The following is a 17,363-nucleotide window of genomic DNA, read 5'->3' as shown; positions in this document are numbered from 1 at the left end:
GTTTATTGCGTTTGTCTACACACTTCCCATAAGTTGACCATGGCTTTTTGGTTTTCGAGTTCAACTTTTTTAGAGGCGACCCTTCGTACTTGCCACCCCAAAGATTTAAGTCTTGTCCACACGTCTTTAGATACTGTGCGCTCAGGATCACCTAACCAGATTTTTCCACCCGGAGCCAGAAAGCGGTCAAATAATGTGCTTATAGGCTCAAAAAAACGTCGTTCGTAAAAAACATCGCTGCCCAGGATATAATCAAAACTCTTTTCCTTAAACCCGGGAGTACGCCAGTCCATCTGCACCCACAAAGGAGAACAGACATCGTTTAGGAGACTGTTTTGGCGACCAAAATAAAGAGCTTGCCAAGCATAATCCAGAGCAATAACTTTGGCCTGAAGCTTACTGGCAATAAGGCTTGTAAGGCCTAGCCCACACCCTAGGTCCAGGCACAATTTCCCTCTAATATTCTGTTTATTTTTAATCAGCCACTCACCTAAAAGTTTGCTTGCCGGCCATACTTCCACCCAATATGGGATGCGCTCATCCTGATCCAGCTCATCCATCTCAGTCCACAGAGTTTCCAGATCTGCGGGACGCTTAAGGAGCCATTTTTGTCTTGCCACATTTAGCTTTATTAGCTCAGAGTTCATAGCTGATAGCCCACGGCTTGTCACTCTTTCTACTTTTAACTTTCCGGCCTTACTCCTGCCATGAGCAGACCAATATTTTCAACCTTAAATCTATCCGTAACAGGGAAAATGTCCATGATCTGACCGTTAAAGATAACGGCAATCCGGTCGGACAGGGTCAAAGCTTCGTTTATATCGCCGGTAACCAGCAAGACGCCAGCCTCCTTTTTGGCCTCAAGGAGCAAACGCCAGACATCTTCTGTAGCCGCAATGTCTAAACCTTGTGTAGGTTGCTCGGCCACGATTAACAATGGATGGCGGTAAAATTCCCGGGCCAGAACCATCTTTTGTAGATTTCCGCCTGACAATTGTCTGGCCCGAATTTTGGTGCTCGGAGCTAACACATTGAATCTGCGAATTAAATCAGCTGCTTTTTGCCTGGCTTTGTTTTTTAAGAGCCATGGCCCCGAGCTAAAGTCCTTTCGGGTGGTCAATAGAAAATTGTCTGTCAAGTCAAGCCCCGGACAAGTAGCAAGCCCCAACCTGTCTTCCGGAATATAACTTAAAGACCTGTTCCAGGGAAAAAATTTATAAAATTTTGGCCAGTCTTGACCAAGAATCTCAATTTTGCCTTGTTCAAAACTGGATAGGCCGCAAATTATCTCTACCAGCGGCTTTTGTCCGTTGCCAGCCACACCGACCAACCCCAGGATTTCACCCCGGTACACATCCAGATGTACGTCCTTCAACTGTCCACTGTTTAAATCATGGATATGCAAGACCCTCTCTCCCCGAGGCACCACTTTTTTCTCAACTTCCAGAAGCACTTCCCGACCGACCATTTCCAGGGCCAAATCTGCTTTGGATTTTATGTCTTTCACACCCATTTGGGCGGTTATGCGTCCTTTGCGCAAAATAGCGACTTCATCAACCAAATCCATAACCTCTTCCAGTTTATGGCTGATAAAGACAATGGCCTTGCCCTGACCGGCCATCTCTTTCAGGGCTGCAAAAAGTTGTGCTGTTTCCTGAGATGTGAGTACGGTTGTCGGCTCATCAAAAATTAGCACCTGGCTGTTACGAAACAAAAGCTTCAAGATTTCTACACGCTGTTTTTCTCCCATGGACAGGGAGGATACTCTGGCCTGGGGATCGATTTCCAAACCGTATTTTTTTGCCAGGTCGTTTACTTTTTGGGCCATCTCCTTTGGCCTTAGCCATGTTCCCCCTTCTTGCCCCAAAAATATATTCTCGGACACGGTCATAGCATCTATAAGCATGAAATGCTGGTAGACCATGCCAATACCGGCATTTATAGCATCTTTGGCCGAGTGAAAAATTCTGGGTTTGCCCTGAATCAAAATTTGCCCTTTATCCGGCATCAGCCGACCGGCCAGGATACTCATCAAGGTACTTTTCCCGGCTCCGTTTTCTCCAAGCAGCCCCTTGATTTTTCCGGCATAGATATCCAGGCTGATATCCTCGTTGGCCACTACCTGGCCAAAGGACTTGGTGATCCCTTTTAAGCTGACAATGGGTTGTTTGTTCAATTTTGCGTCTACCAACCTAACTTGCTTTTACGATCCCAATTGACGGCTTCATGTTAGTTTCTCAAACTTCAGAGCCTATAACATGCTGTAATGTTTGAGATATTTAAGAAAATAAGCTCGTAAATGGAAGTCGTAAATTCAGTTACCTTTTTATTATAGGTTGAACAAATTGGGACTCTGCGTCCCAGGGAAAAAGGATCCAGGTGTCCTGACTAACTTCCGTGATATAGGTATCCACCACGGGCCTTCCAGCAGGCTTGGCATAGACCGTAGCAAAGTGGGCCTTGGGTAACATGTCTCTGACTACCTGAGCTGTTTTACCTGTGTCTACCAGGTCATCAATAATCAGCCATCCTTCTCCGTCGCCGTGTACTTTTTTTAAAATCTGGGGTTGTCCCTGATATTGCCAGTCGTAGCTGGAGACGCACACGGTATCTATCAATCTTATCTCCAATTCTCTGGCAATAACAGCTGCCGGCACAAGTCCGCCCCTGGCAATGGCCACAATTCCCTGAAAGGGAGTATATTCGAGTAATCTCCAGGCCAAGGCCTTGGCATCGCGGTGCAGTTGTTCCCAGGAAATAGGATAAGTCTTATTGTATCTCTTGCTCATGTCCGGTTAAAATTTTTAACTAAAATTTAGAGTGACTGAAGATAAAAGTCCCTAACCCATCAACCTTTGGTCCCCCGAACTCTACTCCTCTGGCTCAATATTTGTTCCCAGGCTGGCTGGCGCCTCGGATAGATGTCCTTTCCTGTATGACAAGCTCAAAACAATAATGGTCATGGCATAGGGTAACATAAGTAAAATTGACGATGGCAAATTAGTGCCCAGGGCCTGAACGCGTAGTTGAAAGGCCATGATTCCGCCAAAGAGATAGGCTCCCAGTATAGCTCGCAAGGGGTGCCAGAAAGCAAAAATAACCAGGGCCACAGCAATCCAGCCACGGCCGGAAGTCAAACCATTGGTCCATAAATGGGTATAGGCCAGAGATAAATATGCTCCGCCTAGGCCCACTAAAAACCCACCCAGCAAAACACCGATCCAACGGTACAAGATAACTTTTACCCCGGCTGCCAGGGCTGCTTGCGGATATTCACCTACAGCTCTTAGCCTTAAGCCCCACCTGGTTTTGTTTAAAAATATAAGTATGACCACAGGCAGAATATATGAGATATAAACCAGGATATCATGATTAAAGAAAACCGGCCCAATAACAGGCAGATGAGATAAGACCGGGATAACTAGTTTAGAAAATCCCGGGGCACTCTGGCCGATAAAAGGTGTGCCTAAAAAATAGGCCAGACCTGTGCCTAAGATAGTCAGAGCCAGCCCGGAAACAACCTGGTTGCCTTGAAAAATCAGACAAATGCATCCATGAATGCCTGCAAAAAAAGCTCCACATAGTCCTCCCAGAATAAACCCAAGAACCGGACTGCCAAAGCTTTGGCTGACTAAAAAACCTGCCAGGGCCCCAATGAGCATTATCCCTTCTACGCCGAGGTTTAATATGCCTGCCTTTTCAGTAATTATTTCACCCAGCGTGGCATAAAGGATAGGAGTTCCGGATTGGATGGTAGCCGCCAGAAGAGCCAGAATTAAATCCAGGTTCATGATTTTTCTCTAATAACCAGTTTATATTCACGAAAAAAGCCGCCAGCCAGAACTGAGAGTAAAATCAAGCCCTCTAAAATTGCCCCAAATGCAGCTGGTATTCCCATTTCCAACTGCAAATTTTCCACTCCCACTCGAAGCCCTGCCAGCAGAAAAGAAGCTATACCTATGTATAAAGGGTTCAGCCTAGCCAGCCACGCAACGACAATAGCCGTGTAACCATATCCAGCCATTACACTTGTTTGCAGGCGGTTTAAGTTAGCTGATACCTCTAGAAAACCTGCCGATCCAGCCAGGGCGCCGCTGACTACCATGACCATAATTATTAAAAAGGCATAGGGCATGCGTGCGTATCTGGCTGCCCTTAAATTTTCTCCACAGACTTTAAGTTCATAGCCCAGGCGGGTATAGCGAAAAAATACAGTCATCACCACGCCTATAAGCACACAAAAAATAATTCCCCAATTAAGTCTTGTTCCCGGAATAGTCCCCACTATAGCTTGGGGACTAAATTCGGGTGTAATAGGGAAGCCAAAACTAGTGGGGTCTTTCCATGGTCCATAAACCAAATATTCTAAAAACAATATGCCAATATAGTTAAGCATTAAGGTGACAATTATCTCATTTACATTTATCTTCAATTTGAGCAGTGCCGGAATAAGCCCCCATATCCCGCCGCAAACAGAAGCTGCCAGAAACATCAAAGGCAAAAGTACAAACCAGGGTAGCTGAGGGAAATTAAGGGCCATACAGGTAGCTCCAATCGCTCCCAGGGCATATTGACCTTCGGCTCCGATATTCCACATCTGTAAACGAAAGCTCAGTGCTACTCCTAAAGAACATAAAAAAATGGGTACGGCCTTGATCAGACTATCTTCTATGGCATACCCAGCTCCAAAAGCTCCCTGAAAGAGAAGGGCGATCCCTTTCAAGGGAGGCTTACCCTGCAATGAGAGCAAAATTGCGCCAATCCCTAGAGAAAGTCCCAAGGCTATAAAAAAAATAAAAATATACCCCCATTTCAGGGGCTGATGCTGCCTTACTATTCTGATTTTTTTCACAGCGAAATTGTAATATCCGGGTTTTAAATGATATTTGGCTCCAATGAGAAAGACAACTCAAAAATGAAAGAGATGCAATTTAAGCAGATATGCTTTGAGATTGCAATGTCTAAATGGTGTGAAAAAATTAGAAAACCTGACTACTGATTGCGGTAGTCAGGTTTTCTATACTTTTAAGAATGAGGTCGTAAATATCAAATTTAAGCGATTTATAAAGTCCTTACTCGGTAGTGCCAATTACTCCCTGGACAAACCAATCCATGCTCAAAAGCTGGACATCGGTTGCCACCTGGCCTTCTGCAATGCGCACCTTGCCTTGTTGATCCTTAATGGGACCAACAAAAACCTTGGCCTGGCCTCTGGTCAATGCCTCTTTCTTGGTCAAAACTTTTTGCTGGATGTCCTTGGGGACCATGGGACCAAAAGGAGCCAGGTCAACCACTTTGTGTTCAAGACCGTACCAGATATCTCTGCTTTTCCAGGTTCCTTCGCGAACCTCTTTGACTATCTCTATATATATGGGCGCCCAATTCCATACCGGGGCAGTTAAATGAGCTTTGGGCGCAAACTTGGACATGTCAGAATTATAACCCACGGAATAAACCCCTCTTTCCTGGGCTGCTTCCTGGGCTGCTGGCGAATCCTGGTGCTGAGTTATGACATCAGCCCCTACATCTAAAAGGCTCTTGGCAGCCTCCTTTTCTGTAGCCGGATCGTACCAGGTCTTGGTCCAGACCACACGTACCTTAACCTTGGGATTGACAGCCTGGGCACCAAGGGTAAAGGCATTGATACCCCGAATTACCTCCGGAATGGGGAAGGCTGCCACATAACCCAAAACATTGGATTTGGTCATGGCTCCAGCAACCATTCCGCTTAAGTATCTGGCCTGATACATACGTCCAAAGTAGGTCCCCATATTCTTGGCCCGTTTAAATCCGGAGCAGTGCATGAACACTATGTTTGGATATTTTTTGGCAATTTTAAGCATGGAATCCATATATCCAAAGCTTGTGGCAAAAATAATATCATAACCCTTGCGGGCCATGTTTAAAATAACCCGTTCAGCATCACTGCCTTCCGGAACAGACTCTACATAAAACGTTTTTACTCCTGGCATGGCTTCCAGGGCCTTTCTTCCCAGGTCATGCGCATAAGACCAACCAGCATCCCCAATAGGGGAAACATAAATAAAGCCCACTTTTAATTCCTTTTTACTCCCATAGGCCGAGCCAATGAGCAGCCCTAAACAAATAAGACAAAGGACCAGAACCTTACGCATAAAAACCTCCTTTATCGTAATCAGTGATAGCTTTGTAGTTTGTAATTTGGAAAACGTAAAGAAGTTTATAATTGTTTTTGATTGGAAGCGTAATAAAAAATTGAAAACCATCGCGTTCCATGGGCTTATATTTCTTAGTTTAATGGAGACAGCTTGTTAAATATACGCGTGGGAAGTAGAAAAATTAGTGTTGACTTTTGTGCTCAACTTGTAAAGATAGTGAAATGACATATGTAACGAGTAGGGAGAAATGCCTATGCAAAAGTAGAGAGTTACTTGAAATAATTGAATAAAATTCTAGTCAAATTTCAAGTTGAACTTTTACGGGATTGACTGGTTGACTAAGGGACATTTTTGACCCCGTTGCCGGAAAATCAGACAAGGCTGGTGATGCGAGAAGATGGGAAGATATAAATGCGAGTTGGGAGAGAGCCTATCTTTGGGGGCAGTGATAAGATGCTAGTCTATCGCTTTGGATTTTCACATTTTCTTAATTTTTCAAACTCCTTTCTTCTATTCATTTCAACTTTTCTCTTCACTCGTGTCACATGTCTTGCTTATATTGTCGTTAATGATGGGGTCAGCTAGACGACTGTCAGGAGGGGAATAATGAGTTTTAAAAGGTTCTGTATGTTTTTGCTCGTTTTAAATTTGCTTTACGTGGGCCAAGTTCAATCTCAAGAAATTTCCGGTTATGTGGGCTCAAAGGCCTGTGCAGAATGTCATGAAGATGAATACAATAATTTTAAGACTTATTCGAAAAAAGCCAAATCATGGAAGCATATTCAGGTTTTGGCTCCAAAATTGACGGCCGAAGAATTGCAAGGTTGTTACGAGTGTCACACCACTGGTTATAACAAGGGTGGGTTTATATCCTATGAAAAAACCCCTCATCTTTCAGATGTGGGTTGTGAGACTTGCCACGGCCCCGGGAGAAAACATATTGATGCCGGCGGTGACCCCAGTTTGATCAGGGGTGATATGTCACAGGATGAGTGTAGTTCTTGTCATAATGAAGAGCGAGTAAAAGCTTTTAATTTCAAACCTCTTATCCATGCTGGAGCTCATTAAGTCTTGGGTGCTGTCCGATGGCTGCACTTGGGGTGAGTAGTTGAGTAGGAGAGTGGTTGAGTGAGGTGAGTAGGGTGGAGATGGATGATATAAGAATGGTTTTTGAGACTTTAGAAGCTTGGCCAATGCAGACGGAGCAGAGTGGATATGCGAGTCAGTAGCAGAATTTTCTTCTGATTGCCGCCAGATTCCGGATTATTACTACTGCACAGAGCATCTAAACAGGTTTGACTACTTAGGAATAACAAAATTTTGCTAAATATGAACAAGAATAGAGAGGACAATCAGTAGTTGGAATGTCAAAGTTAAGGCTTCTCAAAAATCAGTGCAAATAGCGGATGCGACCTTAAGTCATTAAAGGTCTAAAGGAACAAATTTTGCATTTAACGCTTTTTGCCTATTGCCTTTTACCCTGGCCAAACACATTAAGAGAGGAATAAAATGTTTAATAAAATTAAGCAAAACTTAAGCTTAAAAACCGGGTTGTTAGTTACTTTTATCTCTTTGTTAATCTTTGTCGTTATTGTTTGGTTGATGGCCTTTATGGAAAAAAAGGTAATGTGTGGGGAACTCCAGAAAGATATGAATAGATTGGCTGAAATTATGATGATGTCTATAGAAAAGCCCATGCTTATCGGAGACGATGAGGGAACTCGTGAGGAGTTCAAATATTTGTCAGAAAAATTTGATGATGTACATATCTATTTAATGGATTTTGAAGGTAATATTACCTACAGTACTGATGAGAGTGTGGTACGTAAAAAATTGGATGAATTCTTTGATCAAAAAGACATAATAAGTCTAGCTGAGCAAGGGCTGAAAAAGGTTACAAAAGAAACTGCGCTGATCAATAATAAAGGCAAGGATTTTTTTGTCCGGGTCATGTCTATCCCCAATAAGCCTTCATGTCATCATTGTCATGGCTCTTCCAAGCCTATTCTGGGCGAAATGTTGGTTTTGCAGAATGTTTCTTCGGCTATGAGCAAAATCGACAAACAGATTTATATTGTCGGGGCAATTTGTGCCTTGGCCTTAATCATTTTAGTGATCACCCTAAATCTTTTTATTCGTAAAGGAATAATATTGCCTGTTGCTTTCCTTGCCCAGGCCAGTGAGAGAGTTGCCCAAGGCGATTATAATGCCCAATTTACAGTTGATAAGGCTGATGAACTTGGTAAATTGTCTCAGAACTTGGGGAGAATGCTCGATACAATAAAAAGGGAGCTGGGCTTTTCCAAGGGTATTCTAACTGGCATGAGCGTGCCGTGTTTTGTTATTGATGCCAGCGGCAAAGTAAGCTTTTCCAATACAGCTACACTTGAGCTTGTTGGTCTGAAGGGAAAACCGGAAGATTATTATGGTCAGACAGTGGGCCAATTTTTTTATAATGATGCCAGTAGAAAGTCTTTAACCGATCAGGTGCTGGAAACCGGGCAGCCTTTAGTTAAACACGATTTTGAAATGGTTAACAGGCAAGGGCAAAAGCTTTATTTGCGGGCTGATATAGCCCCGTTATATGATTTGGACGACAAATTGCTGGGCGCTTTTTCTATTATTACTGATTTAACCGCTATTAAAGAGCAGCAAAAAGCCCTTGAAGCCAAGAACGAGGTTATAGCCAAGACAGTTAGGGAGGCCGATGCCATTGCCGAGCAAGTTTCTTCAGCCTCTGAAGAGCTTTCAGCGCAAATTGAAGAAGTTACAGAAGGAACAAACTCGCAAAGGCAAATGACATCAGAGGCAGCAACAGCCATGGAGCAGATGAACGCTTCTATTTTAGAAATAGCCAAAAATGCCTCCGATGCGGCTAAACTCGCTGAATCAACAACAGAACAAGCTTTGCAAGGAGCCAAGGTGGTTAACGAGGCTACTAGTTTGATCAACAAAGTGGCTGAACATGCACAAGAACTTATGCAGGATATGGCAGAGTTAGGAAAGCAGGCCGAGGGTATTGGTCAAATCATTACAACTATAGAAGATATTGCTGATCAGACCAATCTTTTGGCCTTGAATGCAGCTATTGAGGCGGCGAGGGCAGGTGACGCGGGTCGAGGTTTTGCGGTGGTAGCTGATGAGGTTAGAAAGCTGGCTGAAAAGACTATGGGAGCGACCAAAGAGGTGGCTCAATATATTGGCAATATCCAGGAAAGTACCAAAAAAAATATTGCCAATACGGAAAATACAGTGAGCTTTGTAAAGACCAGTACCCAAAAAGCCAATGAGTCCGGACAAGTGCTGAAAGAAATTTTGCGTCTGGTGGAAATGACAACTGACCAGGTCCGAGGTATAGCCACTGCTTCTGAAGAGCAGTCAGCAGCTTCGGAGCAAGTTAACAGATCAACTGAAGAAATTAATCGCATCACTTCTGAAATAGCCGAAGGCATGAACCAGAGTAACCAGGCTGTAGCTGATTTGGCCAAGTTGGCCCAGGAACTGAAGCGTCTTATTGAGGAGCTGCAAAAGGTTTAAAGGTTAATAATTTTTAAAGATTAATCAAAAAGGCCGGTTTCTAACCGGCCTTTTTGATTTTAATGGCTTGGGAGTCGAGGATGGTGCCTTACCCTCTGTGCACTGCAGCGCGTAAGGCATCTTGTCTTACTTGTAGGTGACTATCAGTAATTGGTACGGCACTCACCACCACAACCTCCTGTTTTCTCCTCTGTTTCTACAATTTTCACAGTACTAAGCAGATAAGGCTATCAACACGGAAAGAAGTTTGGATTTTCTGCGTATCACCGGAGCATTCTTTTGATCAAGAATCAAAAATTTTTTTCTATTTTGTTTTACAGGTGACTAATTACCAAGGCGGTGTACAAAAAAATATTTCTTATTTGTCCCTTATTAATTTTTTTCTCTTCACTTTATGACAAATATAGAGTATGTTATGAGTAATATTATCGTTTGGGACTTGATGTCGAAAGTAGCCATTCATGTAACCCAATTGACCATTAACCTAAAGTTGGGATACAAAGAAAATTTTTTTGGGCATTAAGCTATCCCTAAAGTTTATTTTTAAGTTTTTACTTAAGAGGAGGGCAGAGGTGAACTGGCAAACGTTAGTTGGAACGAGCATTTTATTGCCAATGCTGGCAGGGGTTTTGGTCCTGGTGAACCTGGCAGCGTGGCGAAAGCTTGTGGTTATAACCTCAGGCGTTATTTTGACTGTTGTCTCTTTGTTTATGTATGCCCACGGGCCTTTTACTCTAGAGCCCGGCATGGGGCAGGTTAATTTTAAGTTGGACTCTCTTATCGCTGTTCTGGATTTTGCTCTTCTGTTTTTTATTTTGTTTTTGGGTTTTAGGCTCAAAAACAAAAAGATAATAATCTTGACCATTCTGCAAATTGTCCCGCTGGCTATTGTGGAATTTTTTCATGGCGAAGGCCAAAGCTTAGCTAAGCCTTTGTTTGCAGACCAGTTCTCACTTATGATGGTCCTGATTGTATCTATTATTGGATCATTGATTTGTATTTATGCCCTGGAATATATGCGCATCCACGAAGAGCATTTGCACCTGGAAAAGTCACGGCAGGGAAGATTTTTCTTTTTCCTGCTTGTCTTTCTGGGGGCAATGAATGGCTTGGTATTAAGTAATAATTTATTATGGATGTACTTTTTCTGGGAAGTGACCACATTATGTTCGTTTATGCTCATTGGACATGACGACACGGAAGTTGCCAGGGAAAACTCCCAACGGGCTTTGTGGATGAACTTGTTGGGAGGAGTGGCATTTATCTTTGCCTTGTTGGTGTTAAGATTTAAAGGTCTACCGCTAGAAATTACATCTTTGTTGAGTGGTGAAAAAATAGCAGGAATTCTTCTGGCCATGGCCCTTTTATGTGTAGCCGGGTTTACCAAATCCGCTCAAGTTCCTTTCCAGAGCTGGCTTACCGGGGCGATGGTTGCACCAACGCCTGTTTCTGCTCTTTTGCATTCATCTACCATGGTTAATGCTGGTGTGTATCTTATTTTGAGGATGGCCCCCATTTACCAAGACACCTTGTTTGGCTCGTATGTGGCTTTTTTTGGGGCTTTCACATTTATCGCCACTTCTACTTTGGCTTTAAGTCAAAAGAATGGCAAAAAGATTCTGGCTTACTCCACCATTGGTAATCTGGGAATGATTGTTGCCTGTGCGGGGATAGGAACGCCAGCAGCTATATCCGCCGGTATTTTGCTCATTCTTTTTCATGCCCTGGCCAAAGGTCTTTTGTTTATGTGCGTAGGCACAATTGAACAGAAGATTGGCAGTAGAAATATTGAAGATATGCGCGGATTATACGCTAAAATGCCAAAAACAACCCTGATAACCCTTTTAGGCATGGTAACCATGTTTTTGCCTCCTTTTGGAGCCTTGCTCAGTAAATGGATGGTACTTGAGGCTGCTGCTCGTGAGCCTTTAGTGGTAGTCATGCTTGCTCTTGGTAGTGCATTCACGGTTGTTTTCTGGGCGCGTTGGGCTGGTCTAATTTTAAGTTCCACAGTGGAAACAGAGCGAGTCGTAGAAGATCAATCAATACTTATTCGTCTACCTCTACTTATCTTGGTTTGCGCCGGAGTTGTGTTCAGTTTCCTGGTCGGCAAGACTTATTCCGCTATGGTTTTGCCAGTGATCAAGACTTATTATGAGAAGGGATTTTACTTGTTATCTCAGGGCGGCGTGGTCAACGATATTGGTGCATTCTCTGTTTATCCTCTTTTCTTTATCTTTGTTATAGGCTTAATTTATGCCCTGAGAGCAAGTAAAAGAGTGGGGGCCAGAGCCTATGCCCTCCCTTACATGGCAGGCATAGGATGCAGCGAGGGCGAAAAATATGGCTTTAAAGGCCCAATGAATAGTTTTGTTTCTTTTTGTGCAGCAAATTTTTATCTCAATGATTATATTGGAGAAAAAAAGCTTGTCACTGCTATTAATATCGTGGCTATCGGTATCTTGGTCGTGATTATGGCTGGAGTTTTTTAATCTGCGTAATGGCAACAACTACTAATTCAGGGGTTAGACTATGTTCACTACAAAAAATTTACTAATTGGTTTGATAGCCATTATTGTTGCTCCATTACTTGGAGGCATAATTTCTGGTCTGGATCGGAAATTAACAGCCTGGTTCCAGGGCCGCTATGGCCCCCCTATTTTGCAGCCTTTTTATGATGTGTTTAAGTTGCTGGGCAAGAAAAAGATGATCGTCAATTACTGGCAGGTATTTTGTGCCCATATGTATCTGATTTCGGCTGCAAGCTGTGTTCTGCTTTTTGCTTTGCGTTCTGATCTTTTAATGATCTTTTTTGTGCTTACCATAGGTTCTGTCTTTATGGTTATCGGTGCTTTATCAACGCCATCACCTTATAGTCAGATAGGTGCCCAAAGAGAGTTGATGCAGATGTTGACCTACGAACCTCTTCTCATCCTGGTTTTCGTGAGCATTTATTTTGTAACCGGTAGTTTTAAAATTTCAGATATTATGGCGTATGATAAACCGATTTTTCTTATGTTACCTTTGATGTATCTGGTTCTGGGGTTTGCCCTGACTATAAAACTACGTAAGTCTCCTTTTGACATTTCTACCTCTCATCATGCTCATCAAGAAATTGTAAAGGGTGTTTTGACAGAATATTCCGGACCTCACTTGGCCATAATCGAAATCGCACACTGGTATGAGATTGTCTTGATTTTGGCCATCTGTGCCCTTTTCTGGGCTACGAGTTGGATTGGAATGATTATTTTGCTTGTCATAACATACTTGGGAGAGATTTTGATCGACAACCTGGTAACCAGGGCCACCTGGCGATGGATGCTGACATATGTTTGGGGAGTAGGCATAGGGTTGTCGTTTATTAATATTGCCTTTCTTTATGCCAAGTATTTTTAGGATTTAAGTTTAAGGTAGGTTGAGTTTGGTGGATGGGTATAACAGCCATCCACGAGTCTACGGTCTACTATTATAACATTAAACATAACGGGGCTGTAAATGCAGTGTATAAAGAGATTTATTCAAAAATCCAGAGTTAAATCTCCCTGGTTGCTACACTTCGATTGTGGCAGTTGTAATGGCTGCGATATAGAGATTTTGGCCTGTCTTACGCCTATTTATGATGTAGAACGTTTTGGAATAATCAATGTAGGTAACCCAAAGCATGCTGATATTTTACTGGTGACAGGCACTGTAAACTATCGCAATAAAGATGTGTTAAAAAGTCTTTACGAACAAATGCCTGATCCCAAGGTGATTGTGAGTATAGGTTCTTGCGGTAATAGCGGCGGAATATTTAAGGATGCTTATAATGTCCTTGGTGGCATTGATAAAGTTATCCCGGTGGACGTTTATGTGCCAGGCTGTCCTCCCAAGCCAGAGGCAATTATTGATGGCGTGGTTCAGGCTTTGGGCATTTTGGCAGAAAAAAGTGAAAATAATCCGGAGTAAGGCAAATGACAGATAAAGAAATTTTTGAGCTGGATCAAAGTCAATTGCTTGCCGAGGTCAAGCAATTAAAAAACGAGGGTTATCGCCTGGTGACTATTAGTGCCGTGGACCTGGGCGATAAGTTGGACCTCATTTACCATTTTGACCAGGACTTGAAGTTAAAAAACATGCGCGTGCAAATGGAGAAAAGTCAGGAGTTCCAGAGTATATCAAGTATTTATTTTTGTGCACTTCTTGTAGAGAATGAGATTCAGGATTATTTTGGAGTGAACTTCAAAGATTTGGTTTTAGATTATAAAGGACATTTTTATTTGGAAGATGAGGTGCAAAGGGCCCCTTATTGTGCCGTGAGTATTAGAAGAGAACAGGGAGGAAAGAAGTAATGGCTCCAACTATCATTCCATTTGGACCCCAGCATCCTGTGTTGCCAGAGCCTTTACATCTAAAGATTACAACCCGGGATGAAATTGTGACCGAGGTAGTCCCTCAATTGGGATTTGTGCATAGAGGACTGGAAAAGTTAGCCGACTTAAAGGACTACAATCAACTGGTACAGGTTGTAGAAAGGGTATGTGGTATTTGTAGTTGCATCCATGCCTTGACTTATGCTCAGGCCATAGAGGCTTTGATGCAGGTTGAGGTGCCTCAAAGAGCCCATCTATTGCGGGTTATTTGGTCAGAACTGCATAGGATACACAGCCACTTATTGTGGTTGGGACTTTTAGCCGATGCCTTTGGGTTTGAAAGTCTGTTTATGCAATGTTGGAGGATCAGAGAAAAGATTATGGATGTCCTGGAGGCCACGGCAGGGAACAGGGTTATCATTTCTGTGAATGTGGTTGGAGGAGTGCGCCGGGATTTGACCAAGGAACAGTGTCAGTGGGTTCTGGATGTACTAAAGGATGTGGAGAAGGAATTTCTGGCTTTGGAAAAGGTTTTCATAAATGATTATTCTGTTGAAAAGAGAACCAGGGGTATCGGGGTTTTGCCCAAGGAGAAGGCCTATGAGTTAGGTGCATGCGGTCCCACATTGCGTGGCAGTGGTGTGGCCCAGGATCTGCGTCAGACAGGATATTCAGGCTATGGTCAGTTAGATTTTGAGCCTGTAGTAGAGCAAGACGGAGATTCCTATGCCAGATGCAAGGTTCGTTTCAGGGAAGTTCTCCAATCTATAGATCTTGTTCGACAAGCCATAAGCAAGCTGCCTGAAGGAGGAGAGGTTAGAGTAAAGGTCAAGGGTAATCCGGAAGGGGAGATTATTTCCAGGAGTGAACAGCCCAGAGGAGAACTTCTTTATTATATCAAAGCTTCAGGCACCAAGAAATTGGACCGCTTACGTATCAGGACTCCTACTTTTGCCAATATACCACCTCTCTTGACCATGTTGCCGGGTGAAGATTTGGCGAATGTTCCGGTTATTGTGTTGTCAATAGATCCATGTATCAGTTGTACGGAGAGATAAGCTACTTAGGTGATGAATAAGGAATAGTGATAGGCTCTTTAGCTGCCACTGTTAAAGAGTCTATCACCCGTGGTAAGTCACACCTGTAACGTAATACTCTTAAAAAAATAAATACCGAGGTCAGCCATGCTTCATATGACGCCAACCATATTAAAAAATTTCTTTTCTAAAAGCGCGACAAGATTATATCCGGTAAAAAAGAGGGAACCCTTTGATAATGTACGCGGGGAACTGGATATCCGCATAGAGGATTGTATATTTTGTAGTTCGTGCCGCATAAAATGTCCGGCGGCGTGTATAGAAGTAGATAAGAAGAACAAAATTTGGCAGATTGACCCTTATATTTGCGTCTATTGCGGTATATGTGTGGACCACTGCCCGACTAAATGCTTGTATTTCAAGGGAGATTACCGTGCCCCGGTAGCAGAAAAAGCCATGAAGATAGAACAAAAAAGAGAAGAGACTCAGAGTAAATAAGATTTAGCAATTGTGTGCAGATCTGCGTAGGCTATATTTGACTTTATGCCTACGCATAGATCTGCAGATAAGTCCATTTTGGTTTCCGTGAGCTCAAGGATTTCTTTTTTTTGTGAGTTCAAGCGGTGTTTAATAAAATCATAATCAAATCCATCCATAATTAAGGTTAGACCTTCGGCAAAATAGAAAGATCTGATATAAGGCAGATAATTGGAGAGTTCTTGTCGGTCTTTGCGTCTAGCGAGCATGTTGTAGGTGATAAGGTTAATGATAAGGGATTCAATCTTGAGCCGGTGGTCAACGTTAAAGAATTTATTTTTATTTAAGTCCTCACTGTCAAGATTATTCACAATGGTCTGCGCTGCCTCAAAGACTTGCTTCTCGTAGATTGGTGAAATGGGAAATTTGGATATTATACGTACCAGTACTTTCTGAGGGTTTTCATTGGTGCTCATTCCAAGGATAGAAATAGCCATTAGTATTAGCTTGCGCTGCAAGTCTTTAAGCAAGGTATTTTTCTTGATAATGGCAAACTTGGCTATCTGTTCGGGTTCAAGTGAACTATTTAATAGTTCAAGTAAATACCGGATATAAGGTTCTGTAGTATTTTTTATTTCCTGCTCCAGAAAATCCCCGTTCTTTTTGCTCTCCAGAATTTTTTTCACTGAGAGCCAGTAGGCCACAACACCTTCGATAGGCATTTCAACCAGGTCAAAATCACCGGGCACTTTTTGGTCCTTTTCGGCCTTGACCAGAAAGAGGTTTTTGACTTTTTTTGAGATGTCGCGCATCCTTTGAAGCCTAAACAAATATGGTTGGTTCTAAATTTTCAATTTTTGGCAGCTGCTCCTGACCAAGAATATTCAGGGCTTTAAAAAAAGGACTTTGAGGTTCAAGGTGTAGCTCAAAGGTCTTGGTAAAAAGTTCTTCAAATAGTTCGAGGACCTTGGGTCTTGTTGAGGCAAAATAGACAAGATTTTTCTGCATGTCCCAGACTACATCAAAAAAGGCAGGAACAGGCAGCGTTTTAGTCAGCAGCTTTAGCTTAACCTGTTCTTTTAGTTCCTTTTTTTGTTCCCTGGAGATATATTTTTGTCCTTGCTCTTTTAACTTTTTTCTGAATTCATCTAAATGTATCTGAAAATGTTTTTTCAGCACGGCCGGTGGGATTCGTCTGGTATCCAGTCTGAGTGCAAAGGCCAGGAATTCACCTTTTGTCGGTGGTGCTGTTTGCCATCGGGAATCTAACATGTTGTCAAAGCAGACCCAGCCAAAGCTACGCTCATCTGTTGTGTTATCGATATCCTGAAAAGAAAATTTAAGTAACCTATCTTGGATTTCTGACCAGAGAGTGTCTGGCACATTTTCCACTATTTTATATCTGGTCAGGCTAAGACTGGTGCTTAATATCCCCATTTTTTCTCCTTATTGAAAAATTATTAACTCAACTTTCTGACACGATTAACTTCCTCAAATTACTACACAATTGAAGAGTGCATTTTCTGAAATGCATTACAAACGGGTTGGGTAACACATCTTGGCGAAGATTGCGGATGTGCTGTGTATAGGGAGGTTATTCCATCGAACTTTCGAAACCCATCATAACAACAGAAAAGGCATTAAATAACATTCTATTGCCTAACCCCTTTATGCACAGCCCGCAAGCAAGCCTTAGATGTGTCCAAGTCTTTGTTAGCATTGAAGAAAATGCGCTCGCAAATTAACTCAGCAACTGTGTTTTTTGTCAATAGTTAATGGTTAAAATTTATTGGTTAGTTTATTTTGTTTTCAAGAACAATTTT

At 42.6% G+C, this 17,363-nt stretch carries 16 protein-coding genes; 8 read left to right on the top strand and 8 right to left on the bottom strand.

What is annotated here, in order from left to right; translation table 11 throughout:
* Window positions 1-2: 2 nt before the first annotated feature.
* From KFV02_RS09300 to KFV02_RS09275, 6 genes are all read right to left on the bottom strand, one after another.
* Window positions 3-647: a class I SAM-dependent methyltransferase gene (locus tag KFV02_RS09300; RefSeq protein WP_252381274.1), complete on the bottom strand. Its 645-nt coding sequence runs from the start codon at window positions 645-647 to the stop codon at window positions 3-5.
* A gap of 35 nt (window positions 648-682) precedes the next feature.
* Window positions 683-2,176 (bottom strand): ABC transporter ATP-binding protein, encoded by a 1,494-nt coding sequence (locus KFV02_RS09295; protein WP_252381273.1) that lies wholly within the window; start codon window positions 2,174-2,176, stop codon window positions 683-685.
* A gap of 142 nt (window positions 2,177-2,318) precedes the next feature.
* Window positions 2,319-2,789, bottom strand: a complete 471-nt coding sequence (gene gpt / locus KFV02_RS09290) for a xanthine phosphoribosyltransferase (RefSeq protein ID WP_252381272.1) — start codon at window positions 2,787-2,789, stop codon at window positions 2,319-2,321.
* 81 nt (window positions 2,790-2,870) lie between these two features.
* Entirely contained in the window at window positions 2,871-3,791 is a 921-nt protein-coding gene (locus KFV02_RS09285; RefSeq protein WP_252381271.1) for an ABC transporter permease, read from the bottom strand.
* Complete coding sequence (locus KFV02_RS09280; protein WP_252381270.1) at window positions 3,788-4,852, bottom strand: ABC transporter permease; 1,065 nt, start codon at window positions 4,850-4,852, stop codon at window positions 3,788-3,790. Before KFV02_RS09280 ends, KFV02_RS09285 begins: the two co-directional genes overlap by 4 nt.
* 220 nt (window positions 4,853-5,072) lie before the next feature.
* Window positions 5,073-6,134, bottom strand: coding sequence for a BMP family ABC transporter substrate-binding protein (locus tag KFV02_RS09275; RefSeq protein WP_252381269.1), 1,062 nt, complete (start codon window positions 6,132-6,134; stop codon window positions 5,073-5,075).
* A 609-nt stretch (window positions 6,135-6,743) separates the two neighbouring features.
* Here KFV02_RS09275 and KFV02_RS09270 point away from each other — a divergent pair.
* The 8 genes from KFV02_RS09270 to KFV02_RS09235 all read left to right on the top strand — a co-directional run bounded on the left by KFV02_RS09270 (window position 6,744) and on the right by KFV02_RS09235 (window position 15,561).
* Window positions 6,744-7,205: a cytochrome c family protein gene (locus KFV02_RS09270; RefSeq protein ID WP_252381268.1), complete on the top strand. Its 462-nt coding sequence runs from the start codon at window positions 6,744-6,746 to the stop codon at window positions 7,203-7,205.
* A 441-nt stretch (window positions 7,206-7,646) separates the two neighbouring features.
* Window positions 7,647-9,674, top strand: a complete 2,028-nt coding sequence (locus KFV02_RS09265) for a methyl-accepting chemotaxis protein (RefSeq protein ID WP_252381267.1) — start codon at window positions 7,647-7,649, stop codon at window positions 9,672-9,674.
* 614 nt (window positions 9,675-10,288) lie between these two features.
* Window positions 10,289-12,166 carry an NADH-quinone oxidoreductase subunit 5 family protein gene (locus tag KFV02_RS09260; RefSeq protein ID WP_252381292.1) on the top strand — a complete coding sequence of 626 codons (1,878 nt, stop codon included), beginning with the start codon at window positions 10,289-10,291 and terminating at the stop codon, window positions 12,164-12,166.
* A 40-nt stretch (window positions 12,167-12,206) separates the two neighbouring features.
* Window positions 12,207-13,070: a respiratory chain complex I subunit 1 family protein gene (locus KFV02_RS09255; RefSeq protein ID WP_252381266.1), complete on the top strand. Its 864-nt coding sequence runs from the start codon at window positions 12,207-12,209 to the stop codon at window positions 13,068-13,070.
* Window positions 13,071-13,169: 99 nt separating this feature from the next.
* Window positions 13,170-13,622, top strand: a complete 453-nt coding sequence (locus KFV02_RS09250; RefSeq protein ID WP_252381265.1) for an NADH-quinone oxidoreductase subunit B family protein — start codon at window positions 13,170-13,172, stop codon at window positions 13,620-13,622.
* A 5-nt stretch (window positions 13,623-13,627) separates the two neighbouring features.
* Entirely contained in the window at window positions 13,628-14,005 is a 378-nt protein-coding gene (locus tag KFV02_RS09245) for an NADH-quinone oxidoreductase subunit C (RefSeq protein WP_252381264.1), read from the top strand.
* Window positions 14,005-15,084 carry a hydrogenase large subunit gene (locus tag KFV02_RS09240; protein ID WP_252381263.1) on the top strand — a complete coding sequence of 360 codons (1,080 nt, stop codon included), beginning with the start codon at window positions 14,005-14,007 and terminating at the stop codon, window positions 15,082-15,084. Before KFV02_RS09245 ends, KFV02_RS09240 begins: the two co-directional genes overlap by 1 nt.
* Before the next feature lie 126 nt (window positions 15,085-15,210).
* A complete protein-coding gene (locus tag KFV02_RS09235; protein ID WP_252381262.1) occupies window positions 15,211-15,561 on the top strand; it encodes a 4Fe-4S dicluster domain-containing protein in 351 nt (116 codons plus the stop codon).
* Here the strand turns inward: KFV02_RS09235 and KFV02_RS09230 are convergent.
* Window positions 15,549-16,352, bottom strand: coding sequence for a hypothetical protein (locus KFV02_RS09230; protein WP_252381261.1), 804 nt, complete (start codon window positions 16,350-16,352; stop codon window positions 15,549-15,551). The two genes, KFV02_RS09235 and KFV02_RS09230, sit on opposite strands and share 13 nt — an antisense overlap.
* Before the next feature lie 10 nt (window positions 16,353-16,362).
* Window positions 16,363-16,977, bottom strand: a complete 615-nt coding sequence (gene rdgC / locus KFV02_RS09225; RefSeq protein WP_252381260.1) for a recombination-associated protein RdgC — start codon at window positions 16,975-16,977, stop codon at window positions 16,363-16,365.
* Window positions 16,978-17,363: the final 386 nt, after the last annotated feature.

Origin of the sequence: Desulfovulcanus ferrireducens, from assembly GCF_018704065.1 — a bacterium.
Classification (GTDB): domain Bacteria; phylum Desulfobacterota; class Desulfovibrionia; order Desulfovibrionales; family Desulfonatronovibrionaceae; genus Desulfovulcanus; species Desulfovulcanus ferrireducens.
This window is presented reverse-complemented; position numbering and strand designations above follow the sequence as displayed.